Annotated in this window: 13 protein-coding genes; 9 read left to right on the top strand and 4 right to left on the bottom strand. The window is 46.0% G+C overall.

The genetic code is table 11. The features are described from left to right. From GMA8713_RS05185 to GMA8713_RS05175, 3 genes are all read right to left on the bottom strand, one after another. A partial coding sequence (locus tag GMA8713_RS05185; RefSeq protein ID WP_198159450.1) for an IS110 family transposase occupies positions 1-434 on the bottom strand: 434 nt, incomplete at its 3' end. Positions 435-604: 170 nt separating this feature from the next. Beyond that, a complete protein-coding gene (locus tag GMA8713_RS05180; protein ID WP_062706490.1) occupies positions 605-3,229 on the bottom strand; it encodes a PqiB family protein in 2,625 nt (874 codons plus the stop codon). Then, complete coding sequence (locus GMA8713_RS05175; RefSeq protein ID WP_062706488.1) at positions 3,216-4,430, bottom strand: paraquat-inducible protein A; 1,215 nt, start codon at positions 4,428-4,430, stop codon at positions 3,216-3,218. The genes GMA8713_RS05180 and GMA8713_RS05175 overlap by 14 nt, the downstream gene beginning before the upstream one ends. Positions 4,431-4,760: 330 nt before the next feature. Between GMA8713_RS05175 and GMA8713_RS05170 the strand changes: the two genes are divergently transcribed. From GMA8713_RS05170 to GMA8713_RS05155, 4 genes are all read left to right on the top strand, one after another. Then, on the top strand, positions 4,761-5,219 hold the full coding sequence (locus GMA8713_RS05170) for a GAF domain-containing protein (RefSeq protein ID WP_062706486.1): 459 nt from the start codon (positions 4,761-4,763) through the stop codon (positions 5,217-5,219). A gap of 114 nt (positions 5,220-5,333) precedes the next feature. Beyond that, positions 5,334-5,990: an RNA chaperone ProQ gene (gene proQ / locus GMA8713_RS05165; protein ID WP_062706484.1), complete on the top strand. Its 657-nt coding sequence runs from the start codon at positions 5,334-5,336 to the stop codon at positions 5,988-5,990. Positions 5,991-6,007: 17 nt separating this feature from the next. After that, entirely contained in the window at positions 6,008-8,011 is a 2,004-nt protein-coding gene (gene prc, locus GMA8713_RS05160) for a carboxy terminal-processing peptidase (RefSeq protein ID WP_062706482.1), read from the top strand. A gap of 249 nt (positions 8,012-8,260) precedes the next feature. Beyond that, entirely contained in the window at positions 8,261-8,926 is a 666-nt protein-coding gene (locus GMA8713_RS05155) for a lipocalin family protein (RefSeq protein ID WP_062706480.1), read from the top strand. A gap of 61 nt (positions 8,927-8,987) precedes the next feature. Here GMA8713_RS05155 and pncB read toward each other — a convergent pair whose 3' ends face one another. Then, positions 8,988-10,148, bottom strand: a complete 1,161-nt coding sequence (gene pncB, locus GMA8713_RS05150; RefSeq protein WP_062706478.1) for a nicotinate phosphoribosyltransferase — start codon at positions 10,146-10,148, stop codon at positions 8,988-8,990. A 397-nt stretch (positions 10,149-10,545) separates the two neighbouring features. On the opposite strand from pncB, the gene pepN reads away from it, so the two are divergent. The 5 genes from pepN to GMA8713_RS05125 all read left to right on the top strand — a co-directional run bounded on the left by pepN (position 10,546) and on the right by GMA8713_RS05125 (position 20,181). Beyond that, positions 10,546-13,155: an aminopeptidase N gene (gene pepN, locus GMA8713_RS05145; RefSeq protein ID WP_062706476.1), complete on the top strand. Its 2,610-nt coding sequence runs from the start codon at positions 10,546-10,548 to the stop codon at positions 13,153-13,155. A gap of 67 nt (positions 13,156-13,222) precedes the next feature. Next, a complete protein-coding gene (locus GMA8713_RS05140) occupies positions 13,223-13,450 on the top strand; it encodes a DUF2835 domain-containing protein (RefSeq protein WP_062706474.1) in 228 nt (75 codons plus the stop codon). Positions 13,451-13,605: 155 nt separating this feature from the next. Continuing rightward, positions 13,606-18,423, top strand: a complete 4,818-nt coding sequence (locus tag GMA8713_RS05135; RefSeq protein ID WP_062706472.1) for an NAD-glutamate dehydrogenase — start codon at positions 13,606-13,608, stop codon at positions 18,421-18,423. A gap of 57 nt (positions 18,424-18,480) precedes the next feature. Next, positions 18,481-19,491: a quinone-dependent dihydroorotate dehydrogenase gene (pyrD, locus tag GMA8713_RS05130; protein WP_062706470.1), complete on the top strand. Its 1,011-nt coding sequence runs from the start codon at positions 18,481-18,483 to the stop codon at positions 19,489-19,491. A gap of 141 nt (positions 19,492-19,632) precedes the next feature. Continuing rightward, entirely contained in the window at positions 19,633-20,181 is a 549-nt protein-coding gene (locus tag GMA8713_RS05125; protein ID WP_062706468.1) for a cell division protein ZapC, read from the top strand. Positions 20,182-20,601 lie beyond the last annotated feature (420 nt).

Below are 20,601 nucleotides of genomic sequence, written 5' to 3'. Positions count from 1 at the left end.
CCCAGCAGCCCACGAATGTGATTGAGCAAACGCGTCCGCTCAGACGAAAGGTGTCGCCGCATCTGTAGGAAGGTCTGTTCATCCTGCTGCTCCACGCTTTTTACTGCAACATGACGGATGGCTCCATGAACGCTAGCCTCTGCGATGGCCTGTGCATCGTTGTAATCATTTTTCTGCCCCCGCAGATACCCTTTGACATGCTGAGGAGGTAACAACTCAACGTCATGCCCTAGCAGCGAAATCTCACGCCCCCAATAGTGGGCAGAAGCACAAGCCTCCATGGCGACAATGCAGCGCTCTTGCTGAGCCAAGTACCGCAGGAGTTGGCTCCGGCTCAGTTTCTTCTTACCGATGGGCTTTCCCTGCTGGTTTAACACGAAGAGGTAAAAGCTATTTTTTGCCAAATCGATACCGAGCGTTTTACACTTGTTCATGGTCTTCTCCTGCTTATCTAGATAGTCGATAACACTTCTATCTTGGCGCATTATGACGCCGGACTGGAGTAGGAGGAGACCATCTCATCAAACAAGCACCTTCAGGTTGTTGGGTATAGAGGAATAAAAAAGCGCGGATAGAGCCCGCGCTGTTCATAAATGGCTTGGAATTAGAAATAAGGAATAGCCGTTCGCCACGAAGTCCAATTATCTTCCGGTGCTTTATGTAACAGGAAGTGTTGGTCTGAGCGCGCAGGTTTAGCCAGTTTATCTCCAGGTGGTGTTGCGAACGCGATGCCGCCTTTTAGAATACTCTCCAACGTGCCGCTTCGAATATTGGCCCCAGTGATGCCGATAGAAACATCCACACCTGATTGGTTCCAGAACACCGTGTTATTGCGCACAAGATGTTTGTAGTCATCACTGATCTTCACTTCAATGAGAACACGATCAGCAAATCGGCCCAATCGCACGCTCGTGACAGCGCCGACTTCGAAGTCACGAAAAAGGATTGGGGTTCCGACACTCACAGACCCTCGGTTTTCACTTTCCAGAATTAGTGACAGACCTCCGGAGTATTCCGCAGATTTGTGCAACTGAAAACTGTCACGCTTAGCACCGTTACCTGGTACCACGGAGATATGAGACCCAAACAGAGAGTCGAGATTTTCTGTTTTGGTTAGGCTCAGTGAGGGTTGTGCAACCCAGAAGTAGCTGGTGGCACGTGCTAGTTGCCCTGAATACTCAGGGTAAACCATGGCTTTAATGGTGACACCTTCGGTTTGAAAAGCGGGAGCAAGCGATATAACTTCGCCGACATCTACGCCTTGGAACTTAATTTTGCTACCAGTGGAAAGCCCGCTTGCATCTTCAGCTGAAAAGGTAAGCTTCAGGCCGTAGTTTTGTGCGTCCGTCAGGCTGTCATAGAGCTTCCAGTCTTTTCCGCTACGGTTTTCAATGCCGCCAATATCGCCAAAAGAAATACCGCCAGAGAAAATTGACTTCAAGGAGCCTGTGTCAATTTTTACACCACCCAGTCCCGCTTCAATATCCACACCTGAGTGATTCCAAAACACAGTACTATTCGTTACCAGATGTCGATAACGGTTTTCAACTTGAACAGTCACTTCAATGCGCGACTTAGTCAGTTCAAAGCGTTCAACCTTACCGACGGTGAAATTCTTGTACATCACTGGGCTACCCTCTGATACAGAAGGGAGCTTGTCAGCAATAAGCGTGAAGCGGTGGAAGCCTTTTGTCGCACTCAGGGCATTGCGGGCCTGAATATCCGATTTGAACAAGGTATATTCAGTACGCGGCTTCTCTTTGCCTGCACTGGTAAAACTAATGGCGGGCTCTACCATTTGTGCCACGGTAGGAACACTGAACTCTATGCCTTCAGAGTTAATTTGGCCTGTCGCGCCTCCAAGAATAAAGAACTTAGAACTGCTTTTCACCAAATGTTTGTAGTCTGGGTACACCACCAGTACAAGCTTTACTTCCTGTTCGCTCAGTTTTGTGCCTTTGACAAAACCTACTTGAACGCCCCGGTATAGGACTTTAGTGCCTTCTTTTAACCCCCAACTGGTTTCAGATGTCACCGTTACAATCAGTGAGCGCGGGTCTTCAACAACCAAATCGCTTTGCGTTTTCGCGGAGAACACATTGGCATCATCGCCTTTACCTGGTTTGATGGATAGCGTGTTACCAGTGATAAGGTTAGAGAGTCGTTTGACTCCCGCAAGACTGATTTCAGGTTTCTCAATGATGAACTCGCTATCAGATTTAAGCAGCCATGTCATCGAGGGGTTAATATTGGCTGTGGCCTCAGTGCCACTGAAGTCTTTGTTGAATTTTATACCGTTCAGGCGTCCTACCTCTAACCCTTGGAAGAGAATAGGGGATTCTGGGTTGGTGATGCCGTGGTTGTCAGGAAGTTGGACTGTAATGGCAATACCGCGATCGGTTTCATTGATAGAGCTGTGAAGTTCGAACACGTCCAGTGGTTCGGCAGGTGGGCTGTCTTGTGGGGAGTCGAAGGCAATACCGCCGGCAATGACAGACGCCAGATTCTCAATATTCACCTCAACGCCACCAATGCCGATGTCTGCCTCAACACCACTCACGTTCCAGAACTTGGTGTTTTTGGTCACTAATTTGGCATATTCATTTTTGATATTTAGTGACACCGTCACGCCTTGTTTGTCGGTCCTTAAACGATAGTCAATAATTTCGCCTACATGGATTTTCTTGTAGTAAACACCTGAACCGACACTCAATGACCCCAAATCAGGCGCTCGAAGTTGAATACGCAAACCTGTATCACCAAACGCGTTTACCGGGGGTTCGTCTGCAGCGACAAACGTTGTACGCTCGTCACCTGAACCTGGCTGAACGGCGATGTAGTTTCCTTTTACCAGCGCGTCTAAACCACTAATACCTGTGATTGAAGCTCGAGGACGAACGACCCAGAACACTGTATTCTGACGAAGGATCTTTTTCGCTTCCGGATAAATTTCGGCTTGAGCAGAAATGCTTTTCAGGTCGTCTGACAGCGTGACTTTTCGGATAATACCGACTTCAAGGCCTTGATAACGGATGGTTGTTCTTCCGGCCTCAATACCTTGAGCATCGGTAAAGAAAATCTCGATACGTTCACCGGCCTCATTGACGGATTTAAATAGCATCCAGCCAGCGAGAGCAAAGGCCAATAGCGTGAATATCCATAGCGGCGAGATACTTGCGTCTTTCTTAATCACAGGCTCATTGACCTGCGAGTCTTCAACGTTGCTCATATTTGTCCCAAATAAGTCGAGAATCCAGACTTTCTGCTGCGATCATAGTGAGAACCACAACGAGCCCAAAGGCGATGGCACCAGGTCCTGGTGTGAAATCGAGAAGGTTCCCACGATCAATCAGGGAAACCATGATGGCAATGACACAAAGATCCATCATTGACCACTTACCAATCCATCTAACAAACCGATAGAGTTTCATGCGAAGTTTTCTTCCGGATTCCACTCTGAAGTGAATACATAGAAGGATGTACGCCAGGCAAATGATTTTTGCCACTGGCACAATAATGCTGGCGGTGAAGATAATGATCGCGATGCCATACATTCCTTGTTTAATTAGAGATGCGACGCCCGAGAAAATCGTATCTTCAAGCCTTTTTCCGTTCGTAAGCAAAATAGAAATCGGGTAGAAGTTGGCTGGGAAGATAAATACGACAGCGGCCAACAGGCACGCCCAAGTCTTCTGAATACTTTGAAAGACGCGATGCTCCATCTTCGTGCCGCATCGGCAGCAATGCTGATGACTTTTATGCTGTGTAAAACCACAAAGCTTACAAGAGATGAGTTCTATTTCCTTACCAGATACGTCTTCTGGCGGATTACGCCCGTCGTCATTCTCGCCGAAGGCGTCCCAGTAGCGCTTTGGTGATACCCGTGACAACAAAGCAGCGGTAAGTATCTGAAGTAGAACAAAACTCAATAGGCCAGCATCCACATCCACTTCTGCAAAATCGCGAACTTTGAAGCAACCTACTGCGAGGCTGACAAGAAACACATCAACCATGACCCAATGCCGGATGTACTTAAGAATCCTGGTGCTGTAATACAGCGCTTTGGCGTTGCGGGTATAAAGTGCGAAATTTGAAGTAAGAATTGTGAGTAAGTAAAGAAGCGGAGCAATCGCAACGCAGAATATGACTAAACTGCCAACAAAGGGGAACGTATCGAGAAGGATTAAGCTGCCGCTGGTAACTGTGGTCGAAAACGGGACGCCGAAGAGTTTGATCGTTACCAACGGGTAGAGTTGGGCCGGGATAAAAAGTGTCAGAGCAGCAATAGCAATAGCCAACTCTCCAGATAGACTGATTGAGGAGTTTTTAATCACCCGGGTGCCACAATGCGGACATCGTGCACTGAAACCTCTAGCAACGGGTATTTCATTTAGCAGCAGATCGCATGACGCACATCTCAGTACATGCATGGCGTATCTTTCCCCTTCAATAGAATTACTGGTTTAGATATACCCAATCCCTGGGAGCTAACTGTGATGACTGACTATTGCAGGTTAGCGTCACTTTACTCATCTGCATAATGTGCAATTGAGTGAATCCCGAATACAATGTGTATCTTAATCAATCCGTTATATCCAAACAACCGGAATTCATTACACTCATACTGGAAACGGTATTCCCATCTATCTGAATCAATGTCCGTAATTGGTGATAAAACTGTCATATGACAATGCCACGATTGAATCGCTGACAGTTTCAACATAGCGTAGGCCATTCAACATTAAGGAATTAGTCTAGATATGGAAAACAAAGCGGATTTGTACTCGCTTCTCTCTCGCCAGGCTATCGCTCTAATAGAAGATGAGCCAAATCTCATCGCCAATTTGTCAAATGTTAGCGCGCTGTTGTTTCAGGAATTGGACGACATTAATTGGGCAGGCTTCTATCTTGATGATGGTAAAGAACTGGTGTTGGGTCCTTTTCAGGGTAAACCGGCTTGCGTGAGAATTCCTTATGGCCGTGGTGTCTGCGGAAGTGCGTTTTCCAAAGCTGCCGTTGAACGGGTAGAAAACGTTCATGAGTTCGAAGGGCACATAGCCTGTGACGCTGCCAGCAATTCTGAAATTGTTCTGCCTCTATATAAAGGCAGTAAATTGATAGGTGTGTTGGATATTGATTCACCAAAAAAAGCAAGATTTGATCAAGAGGATGAAACCGGACTCACTTTATTGGTCAATGAATTGCAAAAACACCTCTAAATTTAAGCTTCTCTGTGGTTTTTCAATCACAGGTCTCTATAATACGCAGCACTTAATTGTTAACTCGTACACACTCTCTATTGCCCTTTCATGTGCAAAGAGACAGGAAGAAAAATGGAAAACACTGAAAAACTGGCCAACAGCAAACAAGTCATTGCCTATATCGCTGAACGTTTCCCGCAATGCTTTACCCTTGAAGGTGAAGCTCGTCCTCTGAAAATCGGCATTTTCCAAGACTTGGCAGAGCGTCTTGCTGATGACCCGAAAGTAAGTAAGACTCAACTCCGTGCCGCATTGCGTCAATATACCTCTTCCTGGCGTTACCTCTATGGTGCGAAGGCTGGTGCTGTCCGCGTTGACCTTGATGGCAACGATTGTGGAGAGCTAGAGCAAGAGCACATCGACCATGCTCAGACTGCGCTGGCCGAGAGCAAAGCGCGTGCTGCTGAGCGTCGTAAAGAGCAAGCTGCGAAAAATGGCGATAAAAAATCTGATGTGAAAGAAAAAAGAGCGCCAAAATCAAATAAATCAACAGCTAATCCATCAAAACCTCGACCAGCTAAGTCAAAAAATACTAAGCTAGATAAGAAGCCTGCAGAGCCGCGCCGCGAACTCAAGGCTGAAGACATTGTCGTAGGTAAAGACGTCAACGTTAATATGGGCAACGGCAACATGCCTGCCACCATCGTAGAACTCAACAAGGACGAGGTTCGCGTTCGTTTAAGTAATGGCCTGACCATGCTGGTAAAAGCGGAGCACCTCAGTTCGTAAAGGAGAACTTTCGACGCATGATCTGTCGATTCCGCTTTTCCGCGATTGCTGCCGGCTTTTTGCTGGCGGCATCCGCCCAAGCCCTAGAGGCTAATTACGATGCTGCTGACCTTCCTACTTTGGTATCTGAACCTCAGCACGAAACCGCTAGCAAACGCATCACTCGCCGCTTTGAAAAGTCTCACTACAAGCAATTCAAGCTTGATGACGAATTCTCTGCCAATGTCTTTGACCGCTATCTGGAAACACTGGATTTCAATCGGCTGTTTCTGACTCAAGAGGAAGTTGATGCGTTATCAAAATGGCGACTGACATTGGACGATCAGCTTCGCTCCGGTGATACATCAGCAGCCTACGATATATTCAATACTTCGCTGCGTAGCCGCTACAACCGCTACCACTACGCTCTTGATCTGCTTGATAAGGAAATCACCTTTGATGCTGATGAGGAGATGGTGATTGACCGTAGTGAACAGCCTTGGGCGAAAAATGATGCGGATCTCAATGAGCTCTGGCGTCAGCGTGTAAAAAATGATGCGTTGAACCTGAAACTAGCGGGTAAGACTTGGCCAGAGATTCAGGAAACGCTGTCCAAACGCTACAACAATGCACTTAAACGACTGACTCAAACCAAAAGTGAAGATGTCTTTCAGATTTACCTGAATGCATTTGCACGCGAAGTTGACCCTCACACCAGCTATCTTTCTCCTCGTAACGCAGAACAATTCCAGTCAGAGATGAACCTGTCTCTTGAAGGGATTGGTGCTGTGCTGCAGGTAGAAGATGATTTCACGGTGATTCGTTCCTTAGTCGCAGGTGGCCCTGCATCTAAATCGAAAAAGCTTTCTCCAGGCGATCGCATCATCGGTGTTGGTCAGGATAAAGAGAAAGTTATCGACGTGATTGGCTGGCGCTTGGATGATGTTGTTCAGCTCATCAAGGGTCCAAAGGGAAGTAAAGTCTTACTACAAATCTTGCCTGATGGCGCGAATGCGAAGAGTTACACTGTCACTTTAGTGCGCGATAAAATCCGTCTTGAAGACCGAGCGGTGAAATCAGAAGTGATCGAACAGGACAACAAGAAAGTGGGTGTGATTTCTGTGCCTAGCTTCTACGTTGGACTGGCGGAAGACACCAAGAAAGAAATCGCCAAACTGAAAGCAGACAAAGTTACCGGTCTTGTTATCGACCTCCGAAACAACGGTGGTGGTGCGTTGAGCGAAGCTTCTGCTTTGACGGGGTTGTTCATTGAAAACGGTCCGGTTGTGCAGGTGCGTGATAGCTACGGCCGAGTGAAAGTGAACAGCGATAGTGATAACACCATTTATTACGATGGTCCACTCACAGTGCTTATCAACCGTTACTCAGCATCAGCGTCTGAAATCTTCGCGGCTGCGCTTCAAGACTACGGACGTGCGGTGATTCTCGGCGAGCAATCTTTTGGTAAGGGAACAGTTCAACAACACCGTTCACTTAACCACATCTACGATTTGTTCGATAAGCCGTTAGGTCATGTTCAATACACCATCCAAAAGTTCTACCGAATTGATGGTGGAAGCACTCAACACTTAGGCGTTGTACCTGACATTCCATTCCCAACAGCCGTTGATCCGTCAGAGACTGGTGAGAGTGTGGAAGATAATGCTTTGCCTTGGGATAGCATTAACCCAGCGGCATACCAATCAACTGACACCATCAGTCGAATGGTTGGTGCTTTGGATAACGCGCATCAACAGCGTATCAAGCAAGATGCCGAGTTTGGCTTTATCTTAAGTGATATTGCTGAGTACAAGGCAGACAAAGACAATAACGTTATCTCTCTGAATGAAAAGGCGCGTATCGCCGAGCAGGAAGAAGCTGATAAGAAACGCCTTGTTCGGTTGAATGATCGCCAAAAGATGCTTGGTGAGAAACCGTTCAAGACACTGGATGATGTGCCAAACGATTATGAAGAACCTGATGCCTACCTCGACGAGGCAGCAGCTATCACAGTCGATCTCGCGAAGAAGCTGAATAGCTAACCGAGAAAAATCAAAACACAAAAACGAAAGCGGGCATTTTATGCCCGCTTTTTTTGCCTCTGGTTTCATTTCATATGAATGCGTTACAGGCAGAGGAAAGGGCTATAGCGATGACTATGTAGACCAACAGGTCTAGGTATATATAGAAAATATCAATAAGTTATCTTCTGTATTACGTTAATTTTCCCCACTCAAAAAGTGATATGCGTCTAAAGTTATAAAGACAGCCATCCTGACAAGGGGAATCTTATGAAGAAGTGGTTATGCCTGTTTAGCGTGCTCTTCTGCTTGTCTATGCCTGCAAAGGCATCAGATTTGACCCAATTCGATTTCCCATTGCTCCTCGGCGATTGGTATTGGTTTAGCCCTGATCAGCAAGAAGCTGAAGGCGAAGACAATCAATACAAAGCCATTAACATCTCCTTTAACTCTGACTATCGGTTCAACGTAAAACTATTAAAACGTGATGGCACAGTCGAAGAAGCCAACGGCTACTACGATTTGGATGAATCCACACTGGTTTTAAATGACGATCAGGGCGAATCCCAACATCATGAATACAAACTTAACCATAATCAGTTGATGCTGCGCGGCGCGAAATTCACCAAAATTTTGCCAAACAATCTTTCTGGCGCTTGGTATAGCGATGTCATTCAAGGGCATGATGTTGATGATGGAGTGGCTGAACTGGCACTGATGCTTCGTCCTGATTTTCTATTCTCAGTCAGAGTATCCGGTACCGAAGGGCAGTCTATTACGCACCGAGGTGTTTATATTTTGGAAGATGATCATTTGGTACTGATTTACCGCGGTGGTCAACAAGACTCGCAGTTTGAACTGGATGCAGACACGCTCACGCTAACCAATAATCAATTTGGTATGGAAACAGTGTTGAAACGGCAACAAACACCTTAATTGAACAATGCTTACAAAAACCAACAAAGGGCGCTGATGCGCCCTTTGTTATTTGCTCTGTTCAGATATTGAACGCTTTTCTTAGTGCATCCAAATATGAGTCGTCCCGGCAGATAGATTTTCCGGGTTCATCAGAAATCTTCGCCACTGGCTTTCCATTACAAGTCACTAGTTTTATCACGATGTTAAGCGTTTCAACATTCGGTAAATGGCAGGTTAGTTGAGTGCCAATACCGAAAGAGGTGTTGATGCGTCCAGTAAAGTGAGCGTGAATAGCCAAGGCTTTTTCCAGTGTCAGTCCATCTGAGAAAATCAGTGTTTTTTCTAAAGGATTGATACCAAGACTTTCATAGTGACGAATGGCTTTTTCGCCCCACTCAATAGGATCGCCGCTATCATGGCGCAAACCCGCAAACTTCTGGCTTAGGTGCAGGTTAAAGTCATTCAAAAAAGCTTCCATGTTAATGCAATCGGTGAGGGCAATGCCTAAACGATCGGGATATTCCTGCAACCAGCGGTGCAACGCCAGTTGTTGTGAATCAGCTAAATCACCGGTCAACTGCTGATGTGCCTGGAACCACTCATGTGCCTGAGTACCAACGGCTGGGATGTCATGCTTTTTCGCAAGAAACAGGTTTGACGTTCCTGAAAAATGAGAACAATTCAGAGATAGATGCTCAACGATGGCATGATGGACGGCTTTAGAAAAGCGGCGCCGGGTACCGAAATCGACAAAGTGAAAATCTTCTTTTACATTGTCCAGTGCCTTTAGCTTTTCTTTTAAAAGTTCAACGGCTTCAGATTGGTTAACGTTTGGGTACTTAATGTGACAACGTAACTCGCAGATTATCGCGAGTAGCGGTACTTCCCATAAGATCACATCCAACCATGAACCATCAATACGAATCGCCAGTTGGTCGTCTAAAATAGTAACGGTGACTTGGTTCGCTTTTAATGAAAACGAACCAAGGAATTCGAGGTAGTCTACTTGGTAATGCCCAAGGCTAGAGAGATAAGTGATTTCATCTTCGGTAAATTTCAAATCTGTGAGAGCATGAATTTCAAACTCTAAACGTTCTCTGAGCGCAGCAAGGCTTTCATCGCTTCTGCAATGAAACTCAGCAGAAACCTCCACATCTGGATAGTGGTGGAAAATCGCTTGCTGCATATTCAGTTTGTAGGCATCCGTGTCTAATAATGACAAAATGATTGGCTTAAGCATGCCTGGTAAATAACCTCTAATGAACGTTTAACCTCAAAATCTACGTCGCTGCAAATCGAGCCTAAGGGAGCAAATTTAACGTCAAATGTAGCTATTTAGTCAACCTGAATAGGGTCTTTCAGCCATTATTGTGCGTGAAGTCGTCGGTTTCGTGTTCATGTGTTCAATTAAGAAGGCCCTACTATATCCAAGGGGTTAACCGACCCATAATAGTCATTGAGTATGTAGAGTAGGATCTATATCTACTAAATGAATAAATGAGAGCGAGTTTGATTCGTTTTTAACCCATCGCCGTGTAGCAAAGGAGCTATCAAGCGAGTACCTTAGACGATTGTCCCATTTCTATAACAGGCGAGACTGTTCGCCTGTCTACGTTATGCAATAAAAGGAATCTGACATGACGCAACAACCTCAGGCCAAATACCGCAAAGATTATAAGGCTCCTGAATACACGATAACCCACATCGACTTGGATTTTGATTTACACGAATCACAGACTCGCGTTGTCGCGAAAAGTCAAGTTTCGCAACAGGTTGCCGGTGCGGATTCTATGATTCTGGATGGAGAAGGGTTGTCCTTAAAGCGCGTCGAAGTGAATGGCGAAGCTTGGACTCAGTATGAAGAAAGTAAAGACGGATTGTTGCTTTCAAACCTGCCAGAAGAATTTGAGCTGTTGATTGAAACTGACATAGACCCTTTATCAAATACTTCTTTGGAAGGGTTGTACCTTTCAGATGGTGCTTACTGTACTCAGTGTGAAGCAGAAGGCTTCCGTCGAATTACCTACTATTTAGATCGTCCTGACGTTCTGGCGAAATTCACCACAAAAATTACCGCTGATAAATCAGCATTCCCTTTTCTACTGAGCAATGGTAACAAAGTCGGTTCAGGTGAAGCTGGAGGTGACCGTCACTGGGTGAAGTGGGAAGATCCGTATGCGAAACCGAGCTATCTTTTCGCTTTGGTCGCAGGCGATTTCGATTTACTGGAAGATACCTTTACCACCCGTAGTGGACGCAATGTCGCGTTGGAAATTTTTGTCGACAAAGGCAATTTAGAACGCGCTACCCACGCAATGACCTCTTTGAAAAACTCTATGAAGTGGGATGAAGATCGTTTTGACCTTGAATACGACCTTGATATCTACATGATCGTCGCTGTCGATTTCTTCAATATGGGGGCGATGGAGAATAAAGGCCTTAACGTCTTTAATTCCAAATACGTGCTAGCAAATTCTGATACAGCTACTGACACTGACTATCTCGGCATTGAAGCGGTTATCGGTCACGAGTATTTCCACAACTGGACGGGTAACCGTGTAACGTGTCGCGATTGGTTCCAACTGAGCTTAAAAGAAGGGCTGACCGTTTTCCGTGACCAGGAGTTTTCTTCCGACCTGGGTTCTAGAGCGGTAAACCGCATCAGCAATGTGCGTGTGATGCGTGGCCCGCAGTTTGCCGAAGATTGCAGCCCCATGGCGCACCCGATTCGTCCTGAAAACGTGATCGAAATGAATAATTTCTACACCCTTACCGTTTATGAAAAGGGAAGTGAAGTAATTCGTATGATGCACACCTTGCTCGGTGAAGTGAACTTCCAGAAGGGTATGAAGCTCTACTTTGAGCGCCATGATGGAACGGCTGCCACCTGTGAAGATTTCGTGAAAGCTATGGAAGATGCGTCCGGCATTGACCTAGGCCAATTCCGTTTGTGGTACAGCCAATCTGGCACGCCGGTGTTGGATGTGACTAGTGACTACAACCAAGCAAGCAAGACTTTTGCATTGACAGTGAAGCAACACACTCCGCCAACAGCAGATCAAAAAGAGAAGCAGCCATTGCTGATTCCATTTGATGTTGAACTGTATGATGCAAAAGGTAGCGTGATTGGGTTACAACGTAACGGTAGGAATGTGCATCATGTTCTGCACGTAACTGAAGCAGAACAAACCTTCATGTTTGATAACGTCACTGGGAACCCTGTGGTTTCCATGCTGCGCGAATTCTCTGCACCAGTCAAACTCAACTACAACTACTCTGATGACGAGCTGACTTTCTTGATGGTTCATGCCCGTAATGAGTTTGCGCGTTGGGATGCTGGCCAGATGTTGTTGGCGAAACATATCAAAGCAAATGTTGCACGAGTCCAGCGAGGCGAGGGTGTGGAGCTGCCGAGCGAAGTAGTTGATGCATTCCGTGGTGTCCTGCTCAACAAAGACTTGGATGTGGCGTTGATTGCAGAAGTACTCACGCTGCCGAGTGAAAATGAAATTGGCGGTTGGTTCGATGTTGTCGACGTTGATGCCATCAATAAAGTACGAGGTGAAATTAAGCATCGTCTCGCGGTAGACCTGGCTGATGAGTTCAGTGCGATTTATCACACATTGAAGCAAGACCAATACACCATTGACCATGCAGCAATCGGAAAGCGTTCATTGCGTAATGTTTGCTTGAGCTATCTTGCTTCTAACGAGCAGGGCGAAGCTTTGGTGACGGCGCATTATGAAGAATCCAATAACATGACCGACACAGCGGCAGCATTGGCGGCAGCAAACCATGCTGAACTGTCAAACCGCGATGCCCTGATGCAGTCATTCAGTGATAAGTGGCAACATGATGGCTTGGTTATGGATAAGTGGTTTGTACTGCAAGGTTGTAATCCTGCGGCGAACGCACTCGAAAATCTCAAGGCGCAAATGAGTCACCCCGCATTTAGCTTGAAGAACCCGAACCGCACACGCTCGCTGGTCGGATCTTTCTGTAATGCGAATCCTGTGCATTTTCACGCGAAAGATGGAACTGGATATGCTTTTTTGACGGAAATATTGCTTAAATTGAACGAATCTAACCCACAAGTAGCATCTCGGTTAATAGATCCATTACTGAAATTTAAGCGTTTCGATAAAGATCGTCAGGAATTAATGCGTGCCCAATTGGATCGTTTGGCAGCGCTGGATAATCTCGCGAAGGATCTTTATGAGAAAATCAACAAAGCACTGGAAGCTTAAACCGTACGCTTGCTAATTAATATCGATTAGGTAATTTAAAAGCCGTCTAAGAGGAGACGGCTTTTTTATGAACTCAAATGTCTATTTATTTTCTGTGGATATCGCTTACCACATTTTCCAACAGTATTATAGCGGTGCAGCGTCAACCGTAGTTGTAAGAACTGACAATGGTTTAACCCTGCAACTGCCTGCATCACGCCTTCGTCCGTATTTGAGTCAACTGGGTGTAAAAGGGCGATTTCGGTTAACAGTTGATGAACATAATAGCTTTAAATCGCTCGAACAAATTGGTTAAACCGTACGGCAATCACATAACTAAAAACTCGAATCTAATTAACGAAAATTGATGTAACGAAATTATAAATGACGCCTTAAACTACTCCATGAGTCGCAAAGACTAATTAACCTCTATACTCATAGCGATCACATAAAAAATATATGGAGTAAACCATGACCGCGCGTGACCCTATTGTGCCGGTGTTACTTGAGAAGGTTTATCATCTTATTGCTGAAAAACTGGACAAGACACAACAACCGCTTGTAGAAACTTTGGCAAAAAGGATTTTGGGTCCCATCTCAGATGATGATTTGCAGGAACGGAATGAATCCGACCTCTACGGTGCTGTTATTAGCCTGTGGCATCATTTGAACGCTTTCGAACAAGATAAAATCTTCGTTAAAGTCTTTAACCCTACACTGAGTGGGGACGGATGGCAGTCTACTCATACTATTGTAGAAATTCTCACTCCAGATGCTCCGTTTTTAGTCGATTCCGTCCGAATGACACTCAACCGCTTGGACATAGCATCGCACTTAATGCTCAACGGGCCTTTGTCTGTGGAGAAAGACGCAAAGGGCAATGTTAAGACCATCGGTGATGAAAAAGGTGTAAGGCAGACAGTCTTTCACTTTGAAATCGACCGAATGCGTTCAAAGAGGGAAATGTCAGCACTCGAAAAAGAACTGACCGAAACCCTAACGGACGTTGCGTTGATTGTTAATGATTGGCAACCAATGCAGCAGAAGATCAAATCAGTGATTGCTTCACTGAAGAAAGACAAACCGCCAGTCAGCAAAGATCTTCAGCAAGAAGCGGTAGACTTCCTGGAGTGGATAGCTACTCACAACTTCACCTTTATGGCTTATAAATATTATGAACTCAATGCTATTGAAGGTGACCACGAGCTCAAAGCTTCGTCTCAAGAAGGCCTTGGTCTAGCGAAGAAACTGGATCCTAAACGACAGGGCTTGAAGTTGTCTGAAATGCCGGAGTCGGCGCGTGCAACTGCGCTTCGCAAAGACTTGTTAGTCATAAATAAAGGCAGCAGCAAATCGCGCGTTCACCGTCCTGCCTATATGGATTACATCGGTATTAAGTGCTTTGACAAGAAAGGCAATGTGATTGGTGAGCATCGCTTCCATGGACTCTATGCGTCTTCCGCATATAACCAGTCAACTAGCAATATCCCTGTTTTGAAGAACAAGGTTAGAAGGATCCTAGAGATCAGTGGTTACTATGAGGGATCACACTCGTGGAAAGCGCTGGCTAATATCATCGAGAACTTCCCACGTGATGAGCTGTTCCAGGCGAGCGAGTCTGAAATGCTCGATATCGGTATGGGTATTGTACAAGTTCAAGACCGTGACATGCTTAGGATCTTCGTGCGCCGTGATCCATTTGGGCGTTTCTTTTCCTGCATGGTTTACGCTTCTCGTGAACGCTATAACACTGAGTTCCGCCGCGCAACGCAACGTATCCTGGGTAACTACTTTGGCTCAGACCAAGACGTTGAGTTTAACACTTTCTTCTCTGAAAGTCCTTTGGCGAGGACCCATTACATTGTCCGTGTAGATAACAACAACTTTGACATTGATGTGAAGAAATTAGAGCAGAACCTGACTGAAGCAGCATCAACCTGGGATGATCGTCTTCAAGAAGCAGTGATTACCACCTTTGGTGAAAACCTTGGTACGCCGGTGGCGAAGCGCTATCTCGGGGCATTCCCACGTTCATACAAAGAAGCGATGTTGCCGGGGTCGGCTGTCGCTGACATTGAACGCCTTGAAGGCCTGAGCGAAGAGAAGAAATTAGATATGCTCTTCTATCGTCCTCAGGAAGAACCTCAGGACTCACGTTCTGTTCGTCTGAAATTGTTCCAGAAAGATGAAGCGATTCACTTGTCAGATGTGATGCCAATGCTCGAAAACCTCGGTCTTCGTGTGATTGGTGAAGCGCCATATAAGGTAGAAACCACGTCGGGCGATGTATACTGGATCCTCGACTTCTCAATGTTACACAGCGCAGACAAAGGTTTTGTTTTATCCGAAGCGCGTGATCGTTTCCAAGATGCTTTTGCAGGTATTTGGCACGGTAAACTCGAAAACGATGGCTTCAACCGTTTGGTACTGAATGCCGGTCTGAGTGGACGTGAAGTGACGATCCTTCGCTCTTACGCGCGATATATGCGTCAGGTTGCCTTCCCATTCAGTCAATCATACATTGAAGAAACGTTGGCATCCCATGCGGATTTGGCGCAACTACTGGTTGAATTGTTCAGTAACCGCTTCAATCCGAAGAAGAGCAGCGACAAAGAACAGAAGCAAGTCATCGGCAAGATCGAAGAAGAGCTTGAGCAGGTTGAAAGCTTGGATGATGACCGTATCATCCGACGCTATATGGAGATGATCTTAGCGACGCTTCGTACAAACTTCTATCAGAAAGACAAAGAAACTGGCGAGTGCAAAGACTATTTGTCTCTGAAATTGCAGCCTTCGAATATTCCGGAAATTCCAAAGCCGGTGCCTTTCTTCGAGATATTTGTTTACTCACCAGACATTGAAGGTGTGCATCTTCGTGGTGGTAAAGTGGCGCGTGGTGGTTTGCGTTGGTCTGACCGTCAGGAAGATTTCCGTACTGAAGTGTTAGGCTTGGTGAAAGCGCAACAGGTTAAGAACACCGTTATTGTGCCAGTCGGTGCGAAAGGTGGCTTTGTCTGTAAGAAACAACATTCACTAAGCGGACGCGATGAGATATTCGCTGAAGGTCAGCGTTGCTACCGTATCTTCATACGCGGCCTTTTGGATATCACTGACAACATTGTTGAAGGTGACCTGACACCTCCTATAAACGTGGTTCGTCATGATGAGGATGACCCATATCTGGTTGTTGCAGCAGATAAAGGTACGGCGACGTTCTCAGATCTCGCGAACTCGGTCTCGGAAGAATATAACTTCTGGTTAGGCGACGCGTTCGCATCGGGTGGTTCAAATGGCTACGACCATAAAGCCATGGGTATCACGGCGAAAGGTGGTTGGGAGTCGGTGAAACGTCACTTCCGCGAAATAGGTATCGATTGTCAGGAAACTGACTTCACATGTGTGGCTGTGGGTGACATGGCGGGTGACGTATTCGGTAACGGTATGTTGCTTTCTAAACATATCCGACTGCTTGCTGCGTTCAACCATCTTCATATCTTTATTGATCCAAATCCAGATTCAGCGAAATCCTGGGTGGAACGCGATCGTTTGTTCAAACTGCCTCGCTCAAGCTGGGAAGATTACAATCCGAAGTTGATCTCGAAGGGTGGTGGTGTGTTCTCGCGGAAAGCGAAATCCATTGAACTAACGCCTGAAATACAGAAGATGCTAGGTGTGCGCAAGCAGACCATGACGCCTAACGAGTTGATCAAACAGATCCTAAAAACAAATGTGGATCTTTTCTGGAATGGCGGTATCGGCACTTATACCAAGTCGGAATCAGAAACACATACCGATGTGGGTGATCGCGCAAATGACGCAGTGCGTGTTAACGGCAATGAACTGGGCGCGCGCATCGTTGGTGAAGGTGGTAACTTGGGTATGACGCAACTGGGTCGTATCGAATATGCCATGAACGGCGGCCGTGTTAACACCGACTTTATTGATAACGTCGGAGGTGTAGACTGCTCGGATAACGAAGTTAACATCAAGATTTTGCTCAATGGGCTGGTAGCGGCAGGGGATCTGACCTTCAAGCAGCGTAATCAAGTACTTGAACGCATGGAAGACGAAGTGTCCGACATTGTGCTCGATGACGCTTATTGCCAGAGTGAGTCTATTTCTGTCACATCCGAGCAGCAGGCATCTCTACTTAAAGAGCAGATTCGGTTTATCCATTACCTGGAAAAAGAAGGTAAGTTGGATCGCGCTTTGGAATACCTGCCAGATGATGAAACATTGGCTGAGCGTCAGCTGCGTGGAGTCGGGCTAACCCGTCCAGAGATTGCTGTACTGGTGGCTTACGGCAAGATGGTACTGAAAGAACAGTTGGTGATTGAACAAATCACAGAAGATCCGCATTTCGGTAAATTGTTGCCAGCATATTTCCCACAAGAGTTACAGCGTAACTATCGTGATGCGATGGAAACACACCCTCTACGTGGTGAAATTATTGCGACAAGCCTGGCCAACCAAATGTCGAACGATATGGGCTTTAACTTCGTGACCCGCATGCAGGATGAAACCGGCGCAAGCGTTGGAGATATTGCAGCGGCTTACGCGATAGCCCGTGAAGTATTTGATTTTGGCCAGACGTTTGAAGATGTTCGGGCTCTGGATAACAAACTGCCAGCTCAGGTTCAGTATGCAGTAATGTATCGCTGTAGACGAATGATGCGCCGCGCAACGCGTTGGATCCTTCGCAACCCAATGAAAGGGATGGGCCTTGAAGAACAGGTTGCGTTCTACAAACCTGCGGTTAAGAATCTGGCTGATAACCTTGATAAATACTTGGTTCCAACTGAACTTAAAGAGCATGAAGAACAGGCGGAAGAGTACCTCATTCAAGGTGTGCCGAAAGACATCGCGGATAAAGTTGCTCGTTTGACAAGCTTCTACGCAGGTTTGGATCTTGCTCAGGTTTCTGACCAAATGAAGAAACCGTTCGACGTGGTTGCCCGCCTTTACTTTGTTTTGGGTGATACGCTGTCGCTTCACTGGTTTCTCAAACAAATCACTAACCAACCAGTGGAAAACCATTGGCAGGCACTGGCCCGTGCTTCATTCCGAGAAGATCTGGACTGGCAACAACGTATGTTGACTGCTCACCTTCTGGAAGGCATGAAGAAAGATGATAGTGCAGAGCTTGGTTTAGAATCTTGGATGGTCGAGCATGCGGTGAGCTTAGGACGTTGGGAAAGTATCGTTGCCGAGTTTAAAATCGGTTCTGCCCACGAATTCGCGAAATTCTCCGTTGCATTGCGGGAACTTACGCTTTTAAATTTGAATTAATTCGATAAAGCGTTAATAATACAGCCCCGTTTACTCGGGGCTTTTTTTGGAGGTTACATGATGTACCGCCTCGCCAGATCGGCAATTTTTCAGTTAGATCCAGAACATGCTCATGATCTGGCAATGAAGAACTTATCACGTTTCACCGGCACTCCTCTCGACGTTTTTTATCGTCAGCATCTTCCTCCTCGTCCTGTTCAAGTCATGGGACTGCATTTTAAAAACCCAGTTGGCCTTGCGGCAGGTCTTGATAAAAACGGTGAGTGCATTGATGCATTTGGGGCTATGGGTTTTGGCTTCGTAGAAGTGGGAACGGTGACACCGCGTCCACAGGATGGAAACGAAAAACCTCGTTTGTTCCGTGTTCTTCCAGCAGAGGGTATTGTTAATCGCATGGGATTTAACAACCATGGAGTTGATGCCCTGGTAGAGAATGTTAAGAAGGCCAAGTATGAAGGTATTATCGGTATTAACATCGGTAAGAACAAAGATACGCCATTGGAAAATGGCAAAGACGATTACCTGATCTGTATGGATAAGGTCTACGACCATGCAGGGTACATTGCGGTCAATATTTCTTCTCCGAATACACCGGGTCTTCGTTCTCTGCAATACGGCGAAGCCCTGGATGATCTGCTTTCTTCATTGAAGGTACGTCAGAACAAATTGGCAGATGAGAAAGGCAAGTATGTTCCTCTCGCACTGAAGATAGCACCGGACATGACGGAAGACGAATTGGTTCAGGTCGCTGACTCTTTAGTTCGTCATGGGATTGATGGCGTGATTGCAACCAACACCACACTAGATCGTTCATTGGTAGAAGGCATGCCTCATGCGCACGAAGCGGGGGGCTTGAGTGGCCGGCCGGTTCAAAACAAGAGCACCGAAGTGATTCGCCGTTTGCATCAGGAACTGAATGGCAAACTACCAATCATTGGTGTAGGTGGAATTGATTCGGTAATGGCGGCGAAAGAGAAGATAATGGCGGGAGCTGAACTTGTTCAGGTTTACTCTGGTTTCATTTACCATGGACCGCGTCTAATAAAAGATATAGTTCGAAATATTTAACCTAGAAAATTAAGTGCATTGAAAGAGAAGGGGGATTTGTTTCCCCTTTTTTTTTATCTCCCGCCAATTACACTTCTTTGCAAGCACCTTTAATTTTGATGGTCACGGACCGAATCTTAAGTTGTCGCAGGAGCGAAAACAATGTTGAAGCCAAACAATGCATGGAAGTGGTACTTCGATTCCGAAGCTCAAACGCTGATGCTAGATTTGGGGCAGGAGATGGTCTTTCGTGTTGCTATTGAAAAAAAGCACCTTATCCCCGATGCGTTTGTTGAAACCCCATTTTCAGTCGACGACGCATCACTCTTTCAAGCTTACTCAGATGCAGTAAGTGCTCTACCTATAACCGGCCCTAGAAAGGCCGAACTCGTTTTGAACGCAGTGGCAGCAAAACGCTTCCATAAACCGCTTCTACCTAAAAGCTGGTTTTTTCATGATCAAGAGGGAGCCCTCTCTCCTGAATTAGGCTCCATCATTGAACTTAAAACCGATTACGGCAGCGAAGCATTTCTGGTGATCGAAAACGCAGGTTGTGCATCACTGTGTATGCACGCCAGCGAGACACCGCTTACGCTGAACGACACTAAAAAAATGCGGTTTTGTGAAGCTATAAAAGTAATGAATGACCGATTATCGACATACCAACAGCAATACGATAACGGCAGTGGTCATTATGCGTTAGTGGGCTGATAGAGCGGCTTCTATCAGCCCCATTTCTTTCTGTTCTTATCTAATACTCTCGCCAAGATTTTCTTTCTGTCTACCCATCAACATGAAGATACATGACGCCAGTCAACTCTCTCAAAGAGAGGGCTTTAATACGCCTACTTATCTATGCCACTCACCACTCCTCGCGAAATTCGCCTGGAATTGAACGTATTGATGACCTCTGAATACGAGTGTTACAGATATACCTATGCTTTCAATATCAGCTGTTTGCGTACTTCTTCCCCGAAAGGAGAAGTGGCTGAATACCTCCTATCGTGACATTTCACTCTCTCTAATACCGGAAAAACAACGAAACGAAATTGTAATGATTTGCTGAAATAGGTATTAGTAGCACTACATTTTGTGGTTCATTCCATCCTTAACAAAGGTCTTTTTAAGGTC

It is taken from the genome of Grimontia marina (assembly GCF_900060185.1).
GTDB lineage: Bacteria > Pseudomonadota > Gammaproteobacteria > Enterobacterales > Vibrionaceae > Enterovibrio > Enterovibrio marinus.
Note: the sequence above shows the minus strand (reverse complement) of the source record. Positions and strands in the feature narration are given on the sequence as shown.